Source organism: Luteimonas qiangzhengi, from assembly GCF_039548515.1.
Taxonomy (GTDB): domain Bacteria; phylum Pseudomonadota; class Gammaproteobacteria; order Xanthomonadales; family Xanthomonadaceae; genus Luteimonas.
On the sequence record NZ_JBCLVE010000017.1, the window covers coordinates 35,389 to 52,164 of the forward strand.

Genomic DNA, 16,776 nt, shown 5'->3' on the forward strand with positions numbered 1-16,776 from the left:
CACCCCGTCCCCGCCGCTGCGGGGACGGGAGTGAACCAGAGCCCGCGCCCGCGGCCAGCCAGTCGCCGCCAGCCCCCGCGAATCAGCGCGGAGCCGGCGCCGGCTCCGGTTCACTCCCTCCCCCCCCCTCCCCTACGTCCGATGCGCCCCAGTGCGCGTCGCGAACCCCGCTATCGCCTGCAGGAGATTTCCCATGTTGGATGCCGACCTGAAAGCCCAGTTGAAGGCTTACCTGGAGCGCGTGACGCGCCCGATCCAGATCACCGCGTCCGTCGACGACGGTGAAAAGTCCACCGAAATGCTCGCCTTGCTGGAAGACCTGAAGTCGGCCAGCAGCCAGATCAGCGTCGAAGTCGTGCGCGATGACAACGAGCGCAAGCCGTCGTTCGCCCTGACCACCCCGGGCCAGGACATCCACCTGCGCTTCGCCGGCCTGCCGATGGGTCACGAGTTCACTTCGCTGGTGCTGGCCCTGCTGCAGGTTGGTGGCCATCCGTCGAAGGCGGCCCAGGAAACGCTGGAGCAGATCCGCGGCCTGGAAGGCGAATTTGTATTCGAGACCTATTACTCGCTCAGCTGCCAGAACTGCCCCGACGTGGTCCAGGCGCTGAACCTGATGGCGGCCCTGAACCCGAACATCCGCCACGTGGCGATCGACGGTGCGCTGTTCCAGGACGAGGTTGAATCACGCGAGGTGATGGCGGTCCCGACCGTATTCCTCAACGGCAAAGTGTTCGACCAGGGCCGGATGAGCCTGGAGCAGATCGTGGCCAAGATCGACACCGGCGCCGAGGCCCGCGAGGCCGAAAAAATCGCCGCCAAGGAGCCGTTCGAGGTCCTGGTGGTTGGTGGCGGGCCGGCCGGCGCGGCTGCGGCGATCTATTCCGCACGCAAGGGCATCCGCACCGGCGTTGCCGCCGAGCGCTTCGGGGGCCAGGTGCTGGATACCCTCTCGATCGAGAACTTCATTTCCGTGCCGCACACCGAAGGCCCGAAGCTGGCCAGCGCGCTTGAGCAGCACGTGCGCGAATACGAGGTCGACATCATGGATCTGCAGCGCGCCGAAGCGCTGGCTCCGGCAGGTGATGATGGTCTGCACGAGATCAAGCTGGCCAACGGCGCCTCGCTTCGTGCGAAGACGGTCGTGCTGTCCACCGGCGCACGCTGGCGGCAGATGAACGTGCCGGGTGAGAACGAATACCGCAACAAGGGCGTGGCGTACTGCCCGCACTGTGACGGTCCGCTGTTCAAGGGCAAGCACGTGGCGGTGATCGGCGGCGGCAACTCCGGCGTCGAGGCCGCGATCGACCTGGCCGGCATCGTCGCCCACGTCACCCTGTTCGAATTCGACACCAAGCTGCGCGCCGACGAAGTGCTGCAGCGCAAACTGCGCAGCCTGCCCAACGTGACCATCCTCACCAGTGCCCAGACCACCAAGGTGCTGGGCGATGGCAAGCGCGTCAACGGCCTGGTCTATACCGACCGCGCCAGCGGCGACAGCCACGAGGTGAAGCTGGACGGCATCTTCGTGCAGATCGGTCTGCTGCCCAACACCGAGTGGCTCAAGGGCACGGTGGAGCTGTCCGACCGCGGCGAGATCGTCACCGACGGCCATGGCCGCACCAGCGTGCCGGGCGTGTTTGCTGCGGGCGACTGCACCACCACGCCGTACAAGCAGATCGTCATCGCAATGGGCGAAGGTTCGCGTGCGGCCCTGTCCGCGTTCGACCATCTCATCCGCACCAGCGCGCCCGCAGCCGCTACGGCGGCAGGCGCAGCGGCATGATCGCGCGCGCGGGCCAGGCGGCACGGCCGTGAACCTGCGCGACATCCATTACCTGGTCGCGCTCGCTGACCACAAGCATTTCGGCCGCGCCGCGGCCGCCTGCTTTGTCAGCCAGCCGACCCTGTCCACCCAGATCCGCAAGCTTGAAGAAGAGCTCGGCGTGGCCCTGGTGGAGCGGACGCCGCGCCGGGTCATGCTGACCCCGGCCGGCCTTGATGCGGTCGAGCGCGCCCGGCGGATCGTGGCGGAGGTGGAGCAGATGAAGGAGGCCGCCCGCAGGGAACAGGACCCCGAGTCCGGCGCTGTCCGGCTCGGCATCTTCCCCACCCTGGGTCCCTATCTGCTGCCTCATGTAGTGCCCCGGATCCGCAAACGGTTCCCGCAGCTTGAACTGCTCCTGGTGGAGGAAAAGAGCGACGTTCTGTTGGCCAGGCTACGCGATGGCCGCCTGGACGCGGCGATCCTGGCCCTGCCGCTGCCTGACGACCAGCTGCACACCGAACTGCTGTTTGAAGAACCCTTCGTGCTGGCGGTGCCCAAGGGCCATGCGCTGGCCAGCCGCGGCCCCCTGCGCATGCAGGACCTGGACAACGAACGCCTGCTGCTGCTCGAAGACGGCCACTGCCTGCGCGAGCAGGCGCTGGAAGTCTGTCACCTGGCCGGCGCCCATGAGCGCGGCGAGTTCCGCGCCACCAGCCTGGAGACCCTGCGCCAGATGGTGGCCGCCAACGTGGGCCTGACCCTGCTACCAACCCTGGCCGTGCAGCCGCCGGTAGCGCAATCGCCCGATATCCACCTGCTGCCATTCCAGGATCCCCCGCCCAGCCGCCGGATTGCGATGGTATGGCGGCGCAGCTCTGCCCAGGATGGGTTCCTGCGCAACCTGGGCGAAGTATTCAGGCTACTCCCGCCGGAGTTGTTCGCCTATGATCCGGATTTCCGATCCGGCGCTGCCGGGATGGAGCCACCGCCGGACGCTTGAATGCGGCCGCAACCGGGGCTACGTTAGGAACAGACCGACTGCGGGCGGCGCACGATGCGTCGCCCGCTTTTGCTTATGAGCCAATGCCCCGACCGGGCCTTTCCAGGAACCAGACCCATGACCGACAGCCGGCACAGCACTCCGCCCCCAGGGCTGATCGTCTCCAGCCTCGACGCCGCCCGCCTGGAGGCGCTGCTCGAATCGCCGCGCTGGCGCGACCTGCCCGCCGCCGAGGCGCTGCAGGATGAATTGCTGCGGGCCGAAGTACGCCCCGCGGGCGAGATGCCCGCCGGCGTGGTAGGCATGCATTCGCGGGTGGAATGCGAAGACGCGGAGACCGGCAAGCAGTACCACCTGACGCTGGTCTACCCCCATGAAGCCGACGTTGCCACCGGCCGGGTCTCGGTGCTGGCGCCGATGGGCAGCGCGCTGATCGGTCTTTCCGCCGGCCAGCACATTGACTGGCCCAATCCCGACGGGCGCGAGCTGCACCTGAAAGTCACTGCCGTCCAGCCGCCTGCAGCGGATGGCGCTGCCTGAGCGGCGCTTCCCTTCCGGTTTACGCCCCGACGCCGACCGGACATGACACCCCGGTACCGGCAATGCCGCAGTAGCCGCCGGGGTTCTTTGAAAGATATTGCTGGTGTTCGTCCTCCGCATAATGGAAGTGCGGCGGAGGCTGGACGATTTCAGTGGTGATCCCACCCAGCCCGGCTGCGCGCAGTCGTTCAGCGTACGTATCCCGGCTGGCCAGCGCGATGCGCTGCTGTTGCGGCGTCTCGCAGTGGACGACGGAACGGTACTGGCTGCCGACATCGTTGCCCTGGCGCATGCCCTGGGTGGGGTCATGGCTTTCCCAGAAGATGCGCATCAGCTCCTCGAACGGCAGCTGCCCGGGCTCATACACCACCAGCACGACTTCGGCGTGGCCGGTCTGCCCGCTGCACACTTCGCGGTAGCTGGGACTGGGCGTGTGGCCCCCGGCATAGCCGACCGCCGTGGTGAGCACGCCCGGCACGCTCCAGAAAATGCGCTCCGCGCCCCAGAAGCAGCCCATGCCGAAATGCACCCGGCCGGCCCCTTCAAACCCGCCGCGCAGTGGACGTCCGTGCACGTGGTGTTCGTTATGCATGCCTGACATGGGCCGTTTTCCCGATTTATCGATGTGTCCATGATGCAGCGCTTGCCCGCTGCACCCAAACCACGGCCGAGGCAGCGTTCAGGCCGCCTGCGCGGGCAGTCGGGAACGCCCTCGGAGGCTGGCCAGGAAAATTCCGGCCAGGGTCAGCGCCAGGCCCAGCCAGGCGCGCGGTTCAACCTGCAGATCCAGCACCACCAGATCCAGCAGAAACGCCACGATCGGCTGCAGCAGCAGCAACAGGCCGATCACCGCCACGCTCAGATGCGCCATCGCACGCGAGATCAGCACCCAACTCAGACAGTGGCCAAACCCGGCGAGCACCAGCAGCCAGCCCAGCGTCTGCCAGGACGGAATCACGAACGAGCTGCCTTCGGCCAGCCCGGCCATGCCCAGCAACAACGCGCACATCAGCGAAACCAGGGCGAGCACCTGGACAATCGGCGCCCGCAGATGGCCGGCCGCCGTACCGACCGCATGTGCCTCGCCCTGGGCGCGTCGCAGCGCCAGGTTGTAGAGCGCGTAGCACAGTCCGGTGCCCAGCCCGGCCAGCACACCCAAGCGATAGCCCTCCGGTAGCGTGTCCCAGTCGCCACCCAGCATCAGGTAAAGACCGAAAAACGCCAGGCCAATGCCGGCCATGAAACGCGGACCCACCCGCTCGCCGAACAGCACCATTCCGGCCAGCGCCATGAAAAACACCTGACCATTGGCCAGCAGCGTCGCCAGCCCCGGCCCAACCAGCAGGATGCTGCGATGCCACAACCACAGATCCGCGGCGAACGCCGCGCCAGCCGCCGCCGACCACCACCACACCTGGCGCGGCATCGGTCGCCATCCGCGTTGCAGCAGGATCACGGCCAGCAACATGAGGCCGGCGAACAGCATCCGGTAGAAGGCCGAAATGGTTGGCGGGGTATCGGCAAAGCGCACCATCAGGGCGTTGGTGCCGATCAGCGCCGCACCGGAAAGCATCCACAGCAGCGCCCTGCTGCGCCCATCACCCTGCTGCTGCATCTCACACCGCACCGGCACCAAAGAGCGGGCAGCTTAGCAGCGCGCGATGACGCCGATCAGGTAAAGACCGCCGGTGCCACGTGCACGCAGTTGCGTCCGGCACGCTTGGCCGCATAGAGCGCCTTGTCGGCCCGCTCAATAAGCTCCTGCGGGCTGCGATCCCCGTCAAGACGGGTGGCCACGCCCACGCTGACGGTCAGCCGGAGCGGCTGGCCCTCCCAGTCGGTCACCTGCCGCTCCACCGCTGCGCGCAGGCGCTCACCCACCTGCCTTGCCGCTGCGCCGGTGCGCCCCGGCAGGATGACCACGAATTCCTCGCCCCCGTAGCGGCCAAAGATGTCCCCCTCTTCCAGCGCTCCTGCAAGGGCGCCGGCCACCGCCCGCAGGCACTGGTCACCCGCCGCGTGCCCATGGCGGTCGTTGATGAGTTTGAAGCGGTCCAGATCAACAAACAGCACCGAAAGCGGCTGGCCATCGCGGTCAGCTTCGTCAACACAGCGCACCAGCCACTGGTCCACCGAGCGCCGGTTCAGGCTGCCGGTCAGGGCGTCCAGTTCTGCCGACTGGCGCAACTGGATCGCTGCAATGGCCTGGTCCACCTGCATCTGGGTGGTCCGGCAGAACTCGCTGGCCAGCGCCATCTCATCGGGGGCCAACCCTTCCTGTCCGGCCCGGCGCAGCAGCAGCACCCCCCACGCAGGCGCCTTCATCCTGAGCGGGATCACTGCTTCGGTGCACGCGACGGAATCAACCGTCACGGGCTGCTGCAACGCCAACCCGGCGGCCGCCTGCCGACGCAGCACCAGGGCGCGCTCGCGCAGCTCGGCCACCACGGCATCGTGAGAATCACCCGGCTCCACCAACAGCAGGCTGCTGCCGTGATAGCCCTCGGCCACCACCACCAGTCCGGAAACGGGCAGCAGCGGCAGCAGATGGGTGGCCATGACCTGGAACCCGCTCCCGGCGACTTCACCCTGCCCCACCTGACGCAGCTTTGATTGCAGCCCGTTGACCAGCTCGGTCCGCGCTGTTTCGCGCAGCACCCTGCGCTCGCTGTCAATCCGCGCCTTCTGGTCGCGGTCGCGCTGTTCACGGTATTCACTGATCCGGTGCACCAGGCCAATCGCACACAGGGTCAGGAACAACACCAGCGCACCCTGGTAAAAAAACCGGGTCAACAGCGGGCCAAGCCGGTGCATGTCCGCCAGCAGCTCCAGCGATAGCGTCACCGCGATCAGAACCAGCAACAGCAGGGTCAGCGGCCAGGCCATGACCACCCGGCGGCGCACCGCCCCGGCAAACAGGAGCAGGCTGCCGCCGCCAGTTGCGAGCCAGCAGACAAATGCAACCTGGCGCCACGGGAGCGTTGGAAGTGCCAGGCCCACCAGGCACAGCGCGGCCAGGCCAAGCATGCTCCAGAACGCGATATCCGAGGCCCTGTCCAGCCGCGTGGCGCCTGGCGACTGGCCCACGTATTGCTGGATCAGCCGCACCCAAGTGGCCAGGAACACGAACACCAGCGCCCACAGCCCTGCAGTCCCCCAATGGGCCATCAGCTGCAGGCCCGGCAAGCCGTACAGATGTCCGTTGACCGCCGCCAACATCAGGACCAGCGCATTGGCGCAGACGAACAGGGTGAGAAACACGCGATCACGCGCGGCCGCATAAAGCGACAGGGACAACAGCGCCAGCATCAGCAGGCTGGCATAGATCACCGCGCTGCCCACCGCAGCCGCCTGCTCCAGCCGCGCTGCTTCAATGGCCGACATTACCCGGGGCTGCAGGCCGGCATCCAGCCCCGGCTGGGCGTGCAGGGTGGCTTCTATCGGCCCCTCCCAACGCAGCGGTAGCATGAAAACATAGCCGCCAGGCAGCACCCCCTCAACCGGATCGGGGGCAAAGAAATCGCGCTCCGCGCTGCTCCAGCCATGGGCTTCAAGCCAGATCGCGTGCTGCGACAGGCGCGGCACCCACACCACCCATGGCGCCGCCTGCGACTCCCGCGCAGGCAGCGTGAACCGGAGTTGCAAGGTCCCGGGGGCGGCGCCCTCGGCGGAGCTGAGCGTTTGCACGGCAACGGCGGAGGTGCGGGCGCGTTCAGTGGTTGCCAACCCGCTGCCCACCAGCGCCAGCAAAAGCAGCAATCCGACGACATGCCACACGTCGCCACGCCGCGGCTGGGTGCCAGCCCGGACCCTCAACATGGCGTGGTTCCATCCCTGTGTCCCTGCTGCAGCACCTGATCCCCCCGATCGGTTCAACTGCGCGTGCAACCCGCTTCCAAGCTGGAATATGCCATCAAAACGTTATCTGCATCACATTTGGGATCCGGGAGGCGGGGAACGCCACCGCCCGGCAAATCCGCAATCCAACCCGTCAGGGCCTACACTAGGCGCCCGTTTTCGCATTGTTCCGCATGACCAGTTCTGACACCCCCGCAAGTCTCCCCGCCCGTCCGCACACCACCACCGACCGCAAGCCGGACCCGGCGCCGGTCGAGCGGCAGGACTTCGTCCGCCAGATCGTCCGCGACGACCTGGCCAGCGGCAAGCACACCTTCATCAAGACCCGGTTCCCGCCCGAGCCCAACGGCTACCTGCATATCGGCCACGCCAAGGCGATCTGCCTGGACTTCGGCATTGCCGAGGAATTCAGCGGCGTGTGCAACCTGCGCTTCGATGACACCAACCCGGAGAAGGAACACCCCGAGTTCGTGCGCGCAATCCAGGATGACGTGCGCTGGCTCGGGTTCGAGTGGGCCAGCCTGCGCCACGCATCCGACTACTTCGGCGTGTTCTACCTGGCCGCCGAGAAGCTGATCAAACAGGGCGACGCCTATGTGTGCGACCTGAGCGGTGAGCAGGTGCGCGAGTACCGCGGCACCTTGACCGAGCCGGGACGCAATTCGCCGTGGCGCGACCGCCCGGTGGAAGAGAACCTGGACCTGTTCCGGCGCATGCGCGCCGGCGAGTTCCCGGACGGCGCCCGCACCCTGCGGGCGAAGATCGACATGGCCAGCGGCAACATCAACCTGCGCGATCCGGCCCTGTACCGGATCAAGAAGGTGACGCACCAGAACACCGGCGACGAGTGGCCCATCTATCCCATGTACGACATCGCGCATGCACTTGGCGACGCGGTGGAAGGCATCACCCACTCGCTGTGCACGCTGGAGTTCGAAGACCACCGCCCGCTGTACGACTGGTGCGTGGACAAGGTGGACCTGGCCGGCAATCCCGAGCTGCTGGAGCCGCTGAAGGACAGGGGCCTGCCGATCGAAGCCGCCAAGCCGCGCCAGATCGAGTTTTCTCGCCTGAACATCAACTACACGGTGATGAGCAAGCGCAAGCTCACCCAGCTGGTCGCCGACGGGCTGGTGGACGGCTGGGACGACCCGCGCATGTATTCGCTGCAGGGCCTGCGCCGACGCGGTTACACGCCATCGGCGCTGCGCCTGTTCGTGGACCGGATCGGGATCAGCAAGCAGAACTCGATGATCGATTTCTCGGTGCTGGAAGGCGCGCTGCGTGACGACCTGGACGCGGTGGCACCGCGGCGCATGGCGGTGATCGAGCCGCTGAAGCTGGTCATCACCAACCTGCCCGAAGGCCACGAGGAGCAGCTCACCTTCGCCAACCACCCCAAGGACGAATCATTTGGCACCCGCCAGGTGCCGTTCTCCAGCGAGCTGTGGATCGAGCAGGGCGATTTCGCCGAAGTGCCGCCCAAGGGCTGGCGCCGTCTGGTTCCCGGGGGCGAAGTGCGCCTGCGCGGCGCCGGGATCGTGCGCTGCGACGAAGTGATCAAGGACGACAGCGGCCAGGTGGTCGAACTGCGCGCTACCCTGGACCCGGAATCCCGACCCGGCATGGAAGGCGCCAACCGCAAGGTCAAGGGCACCGTTCACTGGGTGTGCGCGACCCGGGCCGTGGCGGCTGAAATCCGCCTGTATGACCGGCTGTTCCTGGTACCTGATCCGGACGACGAGTCCGAGGGCAAGACCTACGGCGACCATCTCAACCCGGACTCGCGCCGCAGCGTGCAGGGCTGGATCGAGCCGGCGGCGGCCGAAGCCAGGCCCGAGGACAGCCTCCAGTTCGAGCGTCAGGGCTATTTCGTTGCCGATCGCCAGGACCATCGCGCCGAGGCGCCGGTGTTCAACCGCAGCGTCACCCTGCGCGATACCTGGGCCGCCAAAGCCTGATACGGAGCAATCAAGTATGTGCCATCGCCTGCTCCTGCTGTTCTCAACCACCCTGTTGGCGCTGATGCTTGGCGCCTGCGCGGCGCCGACGACGGACGCCGGCATACCCGGCGGCATGGATCCCACGCAGCCGGCAACCAGCGGCCTGCCTGAGCTGGACTACAGCTGCAAGGTCGACACCGATTGCGAAGTCAAGAACGTCGGCAACTGCTGCGGCTACTTTCCGGCCTGCGTGAACACGGCCGCCGAGCCGGACCCGGAGGCGGTCCTTGCCCAGTGCGCGGAAAGCGGCATGGCATCGGTGTGCGGGTTCCGCGACATCCAGGCCTGCACCTGCGTCAGCAACCGCTGCGAGGCGGTGAACCAGCTTGCAGTACCGTTGGAGCAGAAATGATGCTTGCAGCCTTGCCCGCGCGGGTCGAACTTGCCCTGCCCGACTGGATCGAAGAGGCCGTAGCCGGGATTGACGCCGTTGCCGGTGATGAAGCCAAGGTGGCGCTGGCTATCGAGCTGTCGCGCCGCAACGTGGAAGCCGGCACCGGCGGCCCGTTTGGCGCGGTGGTGTTCGGGCCGGACGACCGCGTGGTCGCCGCTGCGGTCAACCGGGTCCTGCCGCAGGGCTGTTCGGTGGCCCATGCCGAGACCATGGCCTACATGCTGGCCCAGCAGCACGTAGGCCGCGCACGCCTGAACCGCAATGCCAACGATCAGCCGATCGGCCCTTACGTACTGGCAACCTCCGCCCAGCCCTGCTGCCAGTGTTACGGCGCGACCGTATGGGCCGGCGTTGACCGGCTGCTGATCGGCGCCCGCTCGACGGACGTGGAAGAATTGACCGAATTTGATGAAGGCCCGCTGCCCACCGACTGGGTTGGCGAGCTTGAGCGCCGCGGCATTGCCGTGGTCCGCGACCTGCTGCGAGATGATGCACGGACCGTACTGGCCGCCTATGGCGGCGACGGCGTGCGGTACTGACCATGTCCGGAACCCTGCTGTGTTACTGCCGCGCCGGCTTCGAACCCGAGCTGGCGGCTGAACTGGGCGAGCGCGCTGCGCTGGCCGGATTCCCCGGCTATGCCCGGGCCAATCGTGGAGACGGCTACGTCCTCTTCCACGCCGGCGAGGAAGGCCGCGAGCTGTCACGGGCCGTGCCCTGGGAGCGGCTGGTGTTCGCCCGGCAGAAGCTTGAACTGATCGCGGAACTGCCGCAGATCGACGCCACCGACCGGATCAGCCCGGTCATGCAGGCCCTTGAGGGCCTGGGCCGCTACGGCGATCTGTGGGTGGAACACCCTGATTCGGACGCCGGTCGGCCGCTGTCGGCCCTGGCGCGGAGCTTTGGCAATGCCCTGCGCCCGGCGCTGCGCAAGCGCGGCTTCCTCAGCGAGCGCGACGACCCCCGCCTGCCGCGGCTGCACGTGTTCCTGCTGGCCGGCGACCATATCCTGCTGGCCCGGGCGGACACCGCCGACAGTGCGTCGTGGCCCCTGGGCATCCCGCGTCTGCGCGTGCATGCCGATGCGCCGTCGCGCTCGGCGCTGAAGCTGGAAGAAGCCCTGATGGCGCTGCTCGACGAACGCGAGCGCGAGAAGTGGATCAAGCCCGGCATGCGCGCCGCCGACCTGGGTGCGGCCCCCGGAGGCTGGACCTGGGTGCTGACCCGCCGCCACGTCCACGTCACCGCGATCGACAACGGTCCGATGCAGCCCGCGCTTCTGGAAACCGGCCTGGTCCGGCACCTGCGCGATGATGGCTTCCACTGGACCCCGGATCGGCAGATGGACTGGATGGTCTGTGACATGGTGGACCAGCCGCGGCGCGTTGCCGCCCGCATGGCCGACTGGTTCCGCAATGACTGGTGCCGCCACGCGATATTCAACCTGAAGCTGCCGATGAAGAAGCGTTGGCAGGAAGTCCAGGTGAGCCTGGATCTGTTCAAGGAAGAATCAGAGCGTCCCGTGCACATCCGCGCGCGCCAGCTCTACCATGACCGCGAGGAAATCACGGTTTTCGCGACTGCCCGCTGAACGCCCGGGGCGGTAAACCGGTTATTTCAAGCGGATTTCATCCCTGTATCTCCAGCATGGGTGTACCGGCGTCATAAGCGCTGAAGTCATACGCGCTGACGGGCGCCGGCCACCCGTACTGGAGAAATCCCGTGAAGCCCAGCCGAAACATCCGCAGCCTCCGGATTGCGATCCTGACGGCGCTGGCTATTCCGTTCGCCGCGCTCGCACAGCCGACCCTGACCGAACCTCCGGTGGATCCGCTCACCCCGGTCGACACCGCCCCGCCTGAAACGGCACCGCCCACCGACCCGGTCGAGGCCACGCCGCCGTGGGCGGATGAAACCCAGCCTCCTCCGGCTACGCCGCCTGCGCAGTCCGATACCACCAGCCATGTGCTGCAGGACCAGCAGGGACGGGACGCGACGCTGCACGAACATCCGCCGAGCGCGGTTGTGGGTGACTACAGCGTCGATTTTGACACCCTGGATACCGACAGCGACGGCTCCATCAGCCGCACCGAAGCGCAGGCCAACCCGACCCTTTCCGCCGAATTCGACGGCGTGGACCGGGATGCGGACGGCCAGCTGAGCCGTGAGGAACTGGCGGGCTGGAACCGCTAGAGTCTGGCTTCGTTAAAGTCCGGCGGCCCGGCGCCACAGCAGGTGCGCGACCGGGCCAACGCGCGACGCTGCGCCAAACAGCTGTCCACGCAGCAGCGTGGGCAGCAGCGCATCGTTGGAGAACACCCGATCAATACCGTCGAACGTGCATGCGGCGACGGCATTCTCGCTGTTGCGTCGCCGCGCCCAGCGCCGCAGCCGGTGCGGCGAGTCCCAGCCTGCGCCCGCGTGCCGCACCAGGTCGCGCAGCCCGGCCACGTCGCGCAAGCCCATGTTCACTCCCTGGCCGGCCAGCGGATGAACGACGTGGGCAGCGTCGCCAAGCAGCAGCAGCCGGCCTTGCTGGGCGGTATCCGCCAGACGCAGACGCAGGGGGAATGCCGCCCGGGGTGAACGCGGGCGCACCGCTCCCAGACGACCGCCGAACGCCCGGGTAAGCGCATCACCGAACGCGGCATCATCCAGCGCCAGTACGCGCGCCGCTTCGGCGTCGGGCAGTGACCAGACGATCGAACAGCTGCCATCAGTACAGGGCAGGAAGGCCAGCGGGCCACCCGGGAGGAACCGCTGCCACGCAGTGTCTTCATGCCCGAGCTCCGTATCCACGTAGCCGACCACGCCGCGCTGGCCGTAATCGCGGCCACGGGTGCCGATGCCGGCCATGCGGCGCAGGCTGGATTCCGCGCCATCGGCGGCAATCACCACCCGCGTCGCCAGCCGGCGACCGTCATCGAGCTCCAGCCGGGCGCCGTCGTCATCCTGTTCGAACGATTGCACCCGGGCCGGGTAATGGACCTCCACGCCGGCCGCAGGCAATGCCGCACGCAGCCGGTCCACCAGCAGTCCGTTCTCAACGATCCAGCCCAGCGCCTCGCGCGCGTAGGCATCGCCGTCAAACAGCAGCTCGTCCCCGCCCGCCGCATCCCAGACCCGCATGCGCCGGTAGGGCTGGGCGCGCGCCAGGCGGATCGCATCCCAGACGCCAATCGCATCCAGCAGCGCAATATTGTCCGGCGCCAGTGCGAACACCCGCAGGTCCGGTTGCTCCCGGCTCCAGGGCCGGGCCGGCGCGGCTTCCACCAGCTCAACCTGCAATCCTTCGCCAGCCAGCGCCAGCGCACACGCCGCGCCGACCACGCCACCACCAGCCACCACCACGTCGCTGCGCATCCGCCGGCTCATGGCTGCGGCCTCCGGCACAGCGCGGGCACCTGGCCGCGATAGCCCATGGCCCCGCCCGCCACTCGCGCCTGCAGCGCAGGCAGGCGGTCCACGGCCAGCAACCCGAGGGTCCGCAACGGCCGCAGCAGCGGCGCATTGTTGGCAGTCACCCGGGCCAGCCCGTCGGAAAATTCAAGGGTGCGTTCGCGGTCTTCGCGGCGCTGTTCTTCGTAGCTGCGAAGCATCTGTGCGCTGCCGGGATCGTCGCGGTGCGCGGCGAGCAGCTCGGCCAGGGTCAGCGCATCGCGAAGACCCAGGTTGAAGCCCTGGGCCCCCACCGGATGCATGCTCTGCGCGGCGTTGCCCACCAGCACCGCTCGGGTAGCCACCGTGCGCCGCGCGACCACCCTGACCATCGGGTAGGCGCTGCGCGGTCCGGCCGACAGGAAGCGACCCGCACGCCAGCCAAAAGCGGTCTGGATACGCGCAAGATAGGTCGCTTCGTCCCAGGCCATTGCAGCTTCGGCCTGCCCGCGGGCCACGCCGTGGACCACGCCGTAGTGGCGGTCGCCGCGCGGCAATACCGCGGTGGGACCGTGCGCGGTGAAACGCTCCCAGGCGGTTCCATCGGGCGCTCTGGAAGCGCGCACCCGCGCCACCAGCAGGGTCTGGTCGTAATCACGTTCGTCCGCCTCGATGCCCAGGGCAGCGCGCACGCCGCTGGCACTGCCATCGGCGCCCACCAGCAGGCGCGCATGCACGGTGCGCTCGCCCTGGTCCTGCGCAATCCGCATCCGACACAGATCATTCTCCATTCTGCAGCCCAGGAAGCGCGCAGGCCGATAGCGGGTCAGGCCACGCAGCTGCCCCAGGCGCGTTTCCAGCGCTTGGCCAAAATCGCTGGCTACCACCACCTGACCAAACGCTTCGCGGCCATAGTCGGCCGCCTGCATGCAGACCCGGCCGAAATCACCCGCCCGGCTGACGTGGATGCGCCGGATCGGGGCCGGCGGCATATGCAGCTGCTGCATGACCCCGAGCGCGGTGAGCGCATTGACCGTGGCGTCGGCAAAGCTCAGGTTGCGCTGGTCGAACACCGGGGGAAGGGAGCCTGCGGGCGATGCCTCGACCTGGGCGACATCCATCCCCAACCGGTCGAGTGCGATGGCCAGGCTGGCTCCAACGAGACCGCCGCCGACGATCAGCACGTCGTGGCAGGGAGGGCTGGAGTGGGAGCTGGGTTGCGGCATTGCGCTATGCTATCGCCTTCCACTCCAAAGCTCCGCGACCAGCCGATGAACAGTTCCGATCAAGCCCCCAGCCTCGCCCTCGGTCCCCTGCTGCTGACGGGCCTGATCGTGGCCGCCGCACTGACCCGTCTGCTGCCGCAGCCGCCGAACTTTTCGCCGGTGATCGCCATCGCGCTGTTCGCCGGGGCCTACTTCGCGGGCCGCCGCTGGGCAATGCTGGTGCCGCTGGCCGCCATGCTGGTTTCCGACCTGGCGCTGGCCGCGACCCACGGCGGCATCTACCTGCAGCACATGACCAGCCCGGTCGCGCTGTCGGTCTACGCCTGCATCCTGCTGTCCACCCTGGTCGGCTTCGGCCTGCGCGGCAAAGTCAGCAGCGCGCGCGTGCTGGGCGGCTCGGTCGCGGGCTCGGTGCTGTTCTTCGCGGTCACCAACTTCATGGTCTGGACCACGGCCGCCACGGTTCCCGGTCACGCCCACTGCGTGGCAGGCCTGGCGCCTTGCTACGCCGCCGCGATCCCGTTCTTCCACTGGACCCTGCTGGGCACGCTGTTCTGGTCGGCGATGCTGTTCGGCGGGTTCGAGCTGCTGCGCCGCCGGATTCCGGCGCTGCGCAGCCAGACCGCCTGACGGTCGCCGCCGGTGGGCAATCGGCTCTCTAAGATCTACACCCGCACCGGGGATGACGGCACCACCGGCCTGGGTGACGGCAGCCGGGTTGCCAAGGATTCCGTCCGGGTCAACGCCTACGGCACGGTGGACGAAGCCAATTCGACCATCGGCATGATCCAGGCCTGCGAGCTTCCCGAAGAAGTGCGCGATGTGCTGACCCGTGTGCAGCACCAGATGTTCGATCTGGGCGGGGAGCTGTGCATTCCCGGCCACGCCGCGATCCAGGATGCCGATATCGAGCACCTGGAAGCCAGGCTTGACCACTTCAACGAGCAGCTGCCACCGCTGAAGGAATTCATCCTTCCCGGTGGAGGCGAGGCCGCTGCACGCTGTCACGTGGCACGCACCGTCGTGCGCCGCGCCGAGCGCGAGGCCGTAACCCTGGCCCGCCACGAGCCGGTCCGGCCGCAGGCGATCCACTACCTCAACCGCCTGTCCGACCTGCTGTTCGTGCTTTCACGGGTGCTGGCCCGCGTTGACGGGCACGGCGAAGTCCTCTGGGATCACGACCGGCGCAAGCCGTGAGCCTGCGGGTCTATACCCACCCGGCCTGCATCGCCCACGACACGGGGGAAAACCACCCCGAGTGCCCGGAACGTCTTGGCGCGGTCATCCAGGCCCTGCGCGACGGCATGCCGGATATCAATTGGATGGAAGCGCCCTCCGCCAGCCGCGGGCAGCTGCTACGGGTGCATTCGGAATCGCTGTTGCAGACGGTGCTTGAGACCGAGGTCACCGGCGTCACTCGCCTGGACCCGGACACCATGCTGTCGCCTGCCTCGGCCGAAGCCGCGTTGCGCGCGGCAGGCTCCGGCATTGCTGCGGTGGATGCGGTCATGGCCGGCGAAGTGCCGGTGGCGTTCTGCGCCGTGCGACCGCCCGGGCACCATGCCACCGGCGGCGAAGTCATGGGCTTCTGCCTGTTCAACAACGTTGCCGTCGCCGCGGCCCATGCGCTCGAACGGCACGGCCTGACCCGGGTGGCGATCATTGATTTTGACGTCCACCACGGCAACGGCACCCAGGCCATTTTTGAATCCGAGCCGCGGGTGATGTACCTCAGCTCGCATCAGGAAGCGCTGTACCCGGACACCGGCCAGCGCCGCGAACGCGGCATTGGCAACATGGTGAACGTGCCGCTGGCCGCCGGCACCGGCAGCCGCGCCTTCCGCGAAGCCTGGAGCGAGCGGCTGCTACCGGAGCTGGACGGGTTCAGGCCGCAGCTGCTGCTGGTTTCAGCGGGCTTCGACGCCCATTGGCGCGATCCGCTTGCCCAGCTGCAGCTGGATGGCGAGGATTTCGGCTGGCTGACCGCGGAACTGCGCGATATCGCTGTGCGCCACGCCGCAGGCCGCATGGTGTCCACACTTGAGGGCGGCTACGACCTGCGTGCGCTGCAGGAAAGTTGCCTGGCCCACGCCCGGGCCCTGCTCAGCCTTCCGCCGCGGCCTTGAAATCCAATGCGGCGGAATTGAGGCAGTAGCGCAGCCCGGTGGGCGGCGGGCCGTCCGGAAACACGTGCCCCAGGTGGGACTCACAGCGCGCGCACTTCACTTCAACCCGGCGCATGCCGTGACTGAGGTCTTCGTGCTCGCTGACCGACTCAATGGCGATCGGTGCGTGGAAGCTGGGCCAGCCGCTACCGGATTCGTATTTCGCGTCTGAGCCGAACAAGGGGCTGCTGCAGGCGACGCAGAGGTAGGTGCCCGTTTCCTTGAGGTCCCAGTACTTGCCTGTGAAGGGCGGTTCAGTGGCGGAACAGCGGCACACCGCATACTGCTCGTCGCTCAACACTTCGCGCCATTCAGCCTCGGTTCGGTCGTTTGGCTTGTCGCTCATCGTTTTTTCCATGGCCTCGATGATGCCTCAGATGGCATTGCATTGCCGCTTTACAAGGGATGCGGCATGCTGGCGACCGCTTTTGGACTGACCGGAAA

The 16,776-nt window shown here is 67.7% G+C and carries 17 protein-coding genes; 11 read left to right on the top strand and 6 right to left on the bottom strand.

Annotated elements, in window-relative coordinates:
* Positions 1-193 precede the first annotated feature (193 nt).
* From ahpF to rnk, 3 genes are all read left to right on the top strand, one after another.
* Complete coding sequence (ahpF, locus tag WCE59_RS13005) at positions 194-1,786, top strand: alkyl hydroperoxide reductase subunit F (RefSeq protein ID WP_343259196.1); 1,593 nt, start codon at positions 194-196, stop codon at positions 1,784-1,786.
* A 28-nt stretch (positions 1,787-1,814) separates the two neighbouring features.
* Positions 1,815-2,768 carry a DNA-binding transcriptional regulator OxyR gene (oxyR, locus tag WCE59_RS13010; RefSeq protein ID WP_343259197.1) on the top strand — a complete coding sequence of 318 codons (954 nt, stop codon included), beginning with the start codon at positions 1,815-1,817 and terminating at the stop codon, positions 2,766-2,768.
* A 117-nt stretch (positions 2,769-2,885) separates the two neighbouring features.
* Complete coding sequence (gene rnk / locus WCE59_RS13015) at positions 2,886-3,308, top strand: nucleoside diphosphate kinase regulator (protein ID WP_343259198.1); 423 nt, start codon at positions 2,886-2,888, stop codon at positions 3,306-3,308.
* Between the two features lie 19 nt (positions 3,309-3,327).
* Here rnk and msrA read toward each other — a convergent pair whose 3' ends face one another.
* Genes msrA through WCE59_RS13030 form a run of 3 tightly spaced genes read right to left on the bottom strand, consistent with a single transcriptional unit; the run spans position 3,328 to position 7,127 of the window.
* A complete protein-coding gene (gene msrA / locus WCE59_RS13020) occupies positions 3,328-3,984 on the bottom strand; it encodes a peptide-methionine (S)-S-oxide reductase MsrA (protein WP_449284171.1) in 657 nt (218 codons plus the stop codon).
* Between the two features lie 3 nt (positions 3,985-3,987).
* Positions 3,988-4,923 carry a DMT family transporter gene (locus WCE59_RS13025; protein WP_343259199.1) on the bottom strand — a complete coding sequence of 312 codons (936 nt, stop codon included), beginning with the start codon at positions 4,921-4,923 and terminating at the stop codon, positions 3,988-3,990.
* A gap of 56 nt (positions 4,924-4,979) precedes the next feature.
* Positions 4,980-7,127, bottom strand: coding sequence for a GGDEF domain-containing protein (locus tag WCE59_RS13030; RefSeq protein WP_343259200.1), 2,148 nt, complete (start codon positions 7,125-7,127; stop codon positions 4,980-4,982).
* Between the two features lie 212 nt (positions 7,128-7,339).
* Between WCE59_RS13030 and WCE59_RS13035 the strand changes: the two genes are divergently transcribed.
* The 5 genes from WCE59_RS13035 (at position 7,340) to WCE59_RS13055 (ending at position 11,756) form a co-directional block, all read left to right on the top strand.
* Positions 7,340-9,127, top strand: coding sequence for a glutamine--tRNA ligase/YqeY domain fusion protein (locus tag WCE59_RS13035; protein WP_343259201.1), 1,788 nt, complete (start codon positions 7,340-7,342; stop codon positions 9,125-9,127).
* Positions 9,128-9,143: 16 nt separating this feature from the next.
* Complete coding sequence (locus WCE59_RS13040) at positions 9,144-9,521, top strand: hypothetical protein (RefSeq protein WP_343259202.1); 378 nt, start codon at positions 9,144-9,146, stop codon at positions 9,519-9,521.
* Positions 9,521-10,102, top strand: coding sequence for a nucleoside deaminase (locus WCE59_RS13045; protein WP_449284172.1), 582 nt, complete (start codon positions 9,521-9,523; stop codon positions 10,100-10,102). Before WCE59_RS13040 ends, WCE59_RS13045 begins: the two co-directional genes overlap by 1 nt.
* Before the next feature lie 2 nt (positions 10,103-10,104).
* The gene (gene rlmM / locus WCE59_RS13050) at positions 10,105-11,154 is read left to right on the top strand and encodes a 23S rRNA (cytidine(2498)-2'-O)-methyltransferase RlmM (protein WP_343259204.1); all 1,050 of its coding nucleotides are present in this window, start codon (positions 10,105-10,107) and stop codon (positions 11,152-11,154) included.
* A gap of 131 nt (positions 11,155-11,285) precedes the next feature.
* Entirely contained in the window at positions 11,286-11,756 is a 471-nt protein-coding gene (locus WCE59_RS13055) for a hypothetical protein (RefSeq protein ID WP_343259205.1), read from the top strand.
* 12 nt (positions 11,757-11,768) lie between these two features.
* Here WCE59_RS13055 and WCE59_RS13060 read toward each other — a convergent pair whose 3' ends face one another.
* Positions 11,769-12,938 carry an FAD-dependent monooxygenase gene (locus WCE59_RS13060; RefSeq protein WP_343259206.1) on the bottom strand — a complete coding sequence of 390 codons (1,170 nt, stop codon included), beginning with the start codon at positions 12,936-12,938 and terminating at the stop codon, positions 11,769-11,771.
* Positions 12,935-14,167, bottom strand: a complete 1,233-nt coding sequence (gene ubiH / locus WCE59_RS13065) for a 2-octaprenyl-6-methoxyphenyl hydroxylase (protein ID WP_343259207.1) — start codon at positions 14,165-14,167, stop codon at positions 12,935-12,937. The genes WCE59_RS13060 and ubiH overlap by 4 nt, the downstream gene beginning before the upstream one ends.
* A gap of 45 nt (positions 14,168-14,212) precedes the next feature.
* On the opposite strand from ubiH, the gene WCE59_RS13070 reads away from it, so the two are divergent.
* The 3 genes from WCE59_RS13070 to WCE59_RS13080 are packed head-to-tail and all read left to right on the top strand — an operon-like array spanning position 14,213 to position 16,293.
* Entirely contained in the window at positions 14,213-14,797 is a 585-nt protein-coding gene (locus WCE59_RS13070; RefSeq protein ID WP_343259208.1) for a DUF6580 family putative transport protein, read from the top strand.
* A gap of 12 nt (positions 14,798-14,809) precedes the next feature.
* Positions 14,810-15,364 carry a cob(I)yrinic acid a,c-diamide adenosyltransferase gene (locus WCE59_RS13075; RefSeq protein ID WP_343259209.1) on the top strand — a complete coding sequence of 185 codons (555 nt, stop codon included), beginning with the start codon at positions 14,810-14,812 and terminating at the stop codon, positions 15,362-15,364.
* 2 nt (positions 15,365-15,366) lie between these two features.
* The gene (locus WCE59_RS13080; protein WP_343259231.1) at positions 15,367-16,293 is read left to right on the top strand and encodes a histone deacetylase family protein; all 927 of its coding nucleotides are present in this window, start codon (positions 15,367-15,369) and stop codon (positions 16,291-16,293) included.
* Here WCE59_RS13080 and msrB read toward each other — a convergent pair.
* Positions 16,271-16,678, bottom strand: a complete 408-nt coding sequence (gene msrB, locus WCE59_RS13085; protein ID WP_343259210.1) for a peptide-methionine (R)-S-oxide reductase MsrB — start codon at positions 16,676-16,678, stop codon at positions 16,271-16,273. The two genes, WCE59_RS13080 and msrB, sit on opposite strands and share 23 nt — an antisense overlap.
* Between the last annotated feature and the right edge of the window lie 98 nt (positions 16,679-16,776).

Excerpts from the sequence above, each read along its gene's own strand:
- ahpF (WP_343259196.1), top strand. The coding sequence starts at position 194 with ATGTTGGATGCCGACCTGAAAGCCCAGTTGAAGGCTTACCTGGAGCGC.
- rnk (WP_343259198.1), top strand. The coding sequence starts at position 2,886 with ATGACCGACAGCCGGCACAGCACTCCGCCCCCAGGGCTGATCGTCTCC.
- WCE59_RS13025 (WP_343259199.1), bottom strand. The coding sequence starts at position 4,923 with ATGCAGCAGCAGGGTGATGGGCGCAGCAGGGCGCTGCTGTGGATGCTT.
- WCE59_RS13030 (WP_343259200.1), bottom strand. The coding sequence starts at position 7,127 with ATGTTGAGGGTCCGGGCTGGCACCCAGCCGCGGCGTGGCGACGTGTGG.
- WCE59_RS13035 (WP_343259201.1), top strand. The coding sequence starts at position 7,340 with ATGACCAGTTCTGACACCCCCGCAAGTCTCCCCGCCCGTCCGCACACC.
- WCE59_RS13040 (WP_343259202.1), top strand. The coding sequence starts at position 9,144 with ATGTGCCATCGCCTGCTCCTGCTGTTCTCAACCACCCTGTTGGCGCTG.
- WCE59_RS13045 (WP_449284172.1), top strand. The coding sequence starts at position 9,521 with ATGCTTGCAGCCTTGCCCGCGCGGGTCGAACTTGCCCTGCCCGACTGG.
- rlmM (WP_343259204.1), top strand. The coding sequence starts at position 10,105 with ATGTCCGGAACCCTGCTGTGTTACTGCCGCGCCGGCTTCGAACCCGAG.
- WCE59_RS13060 (WP_343259206.1), bottom strand. The coding sequence starts at position 12,938 with ATGAGCCGGCGGATGCGCAGCGACGTGGTGGTGGCTGGTGGTGGCGTG.
- ubiH (WP_343259207.1), bottom strand. The coding sequence starts at position 14,167 with ATGCCGCAACCCAGCTCCCACTCCAGCCCTCCCTGCCACGACGTGCTG.
- WCE59_RS13070 (WP_343259208.1), top strand. The coding sequence starts at position 14,213 with ATGAACAGTTCCGATCAAGCCCCCAGCCTCGCCCTCGGTCCCCTGCTG.
- msrB (WP_343259210.1), bottom strand. The coding sequence starts at position 16,678 with ATGAGCGACAAGCCAAACGACCGAACCGAGGCTGAATGGCGCGAAGTG.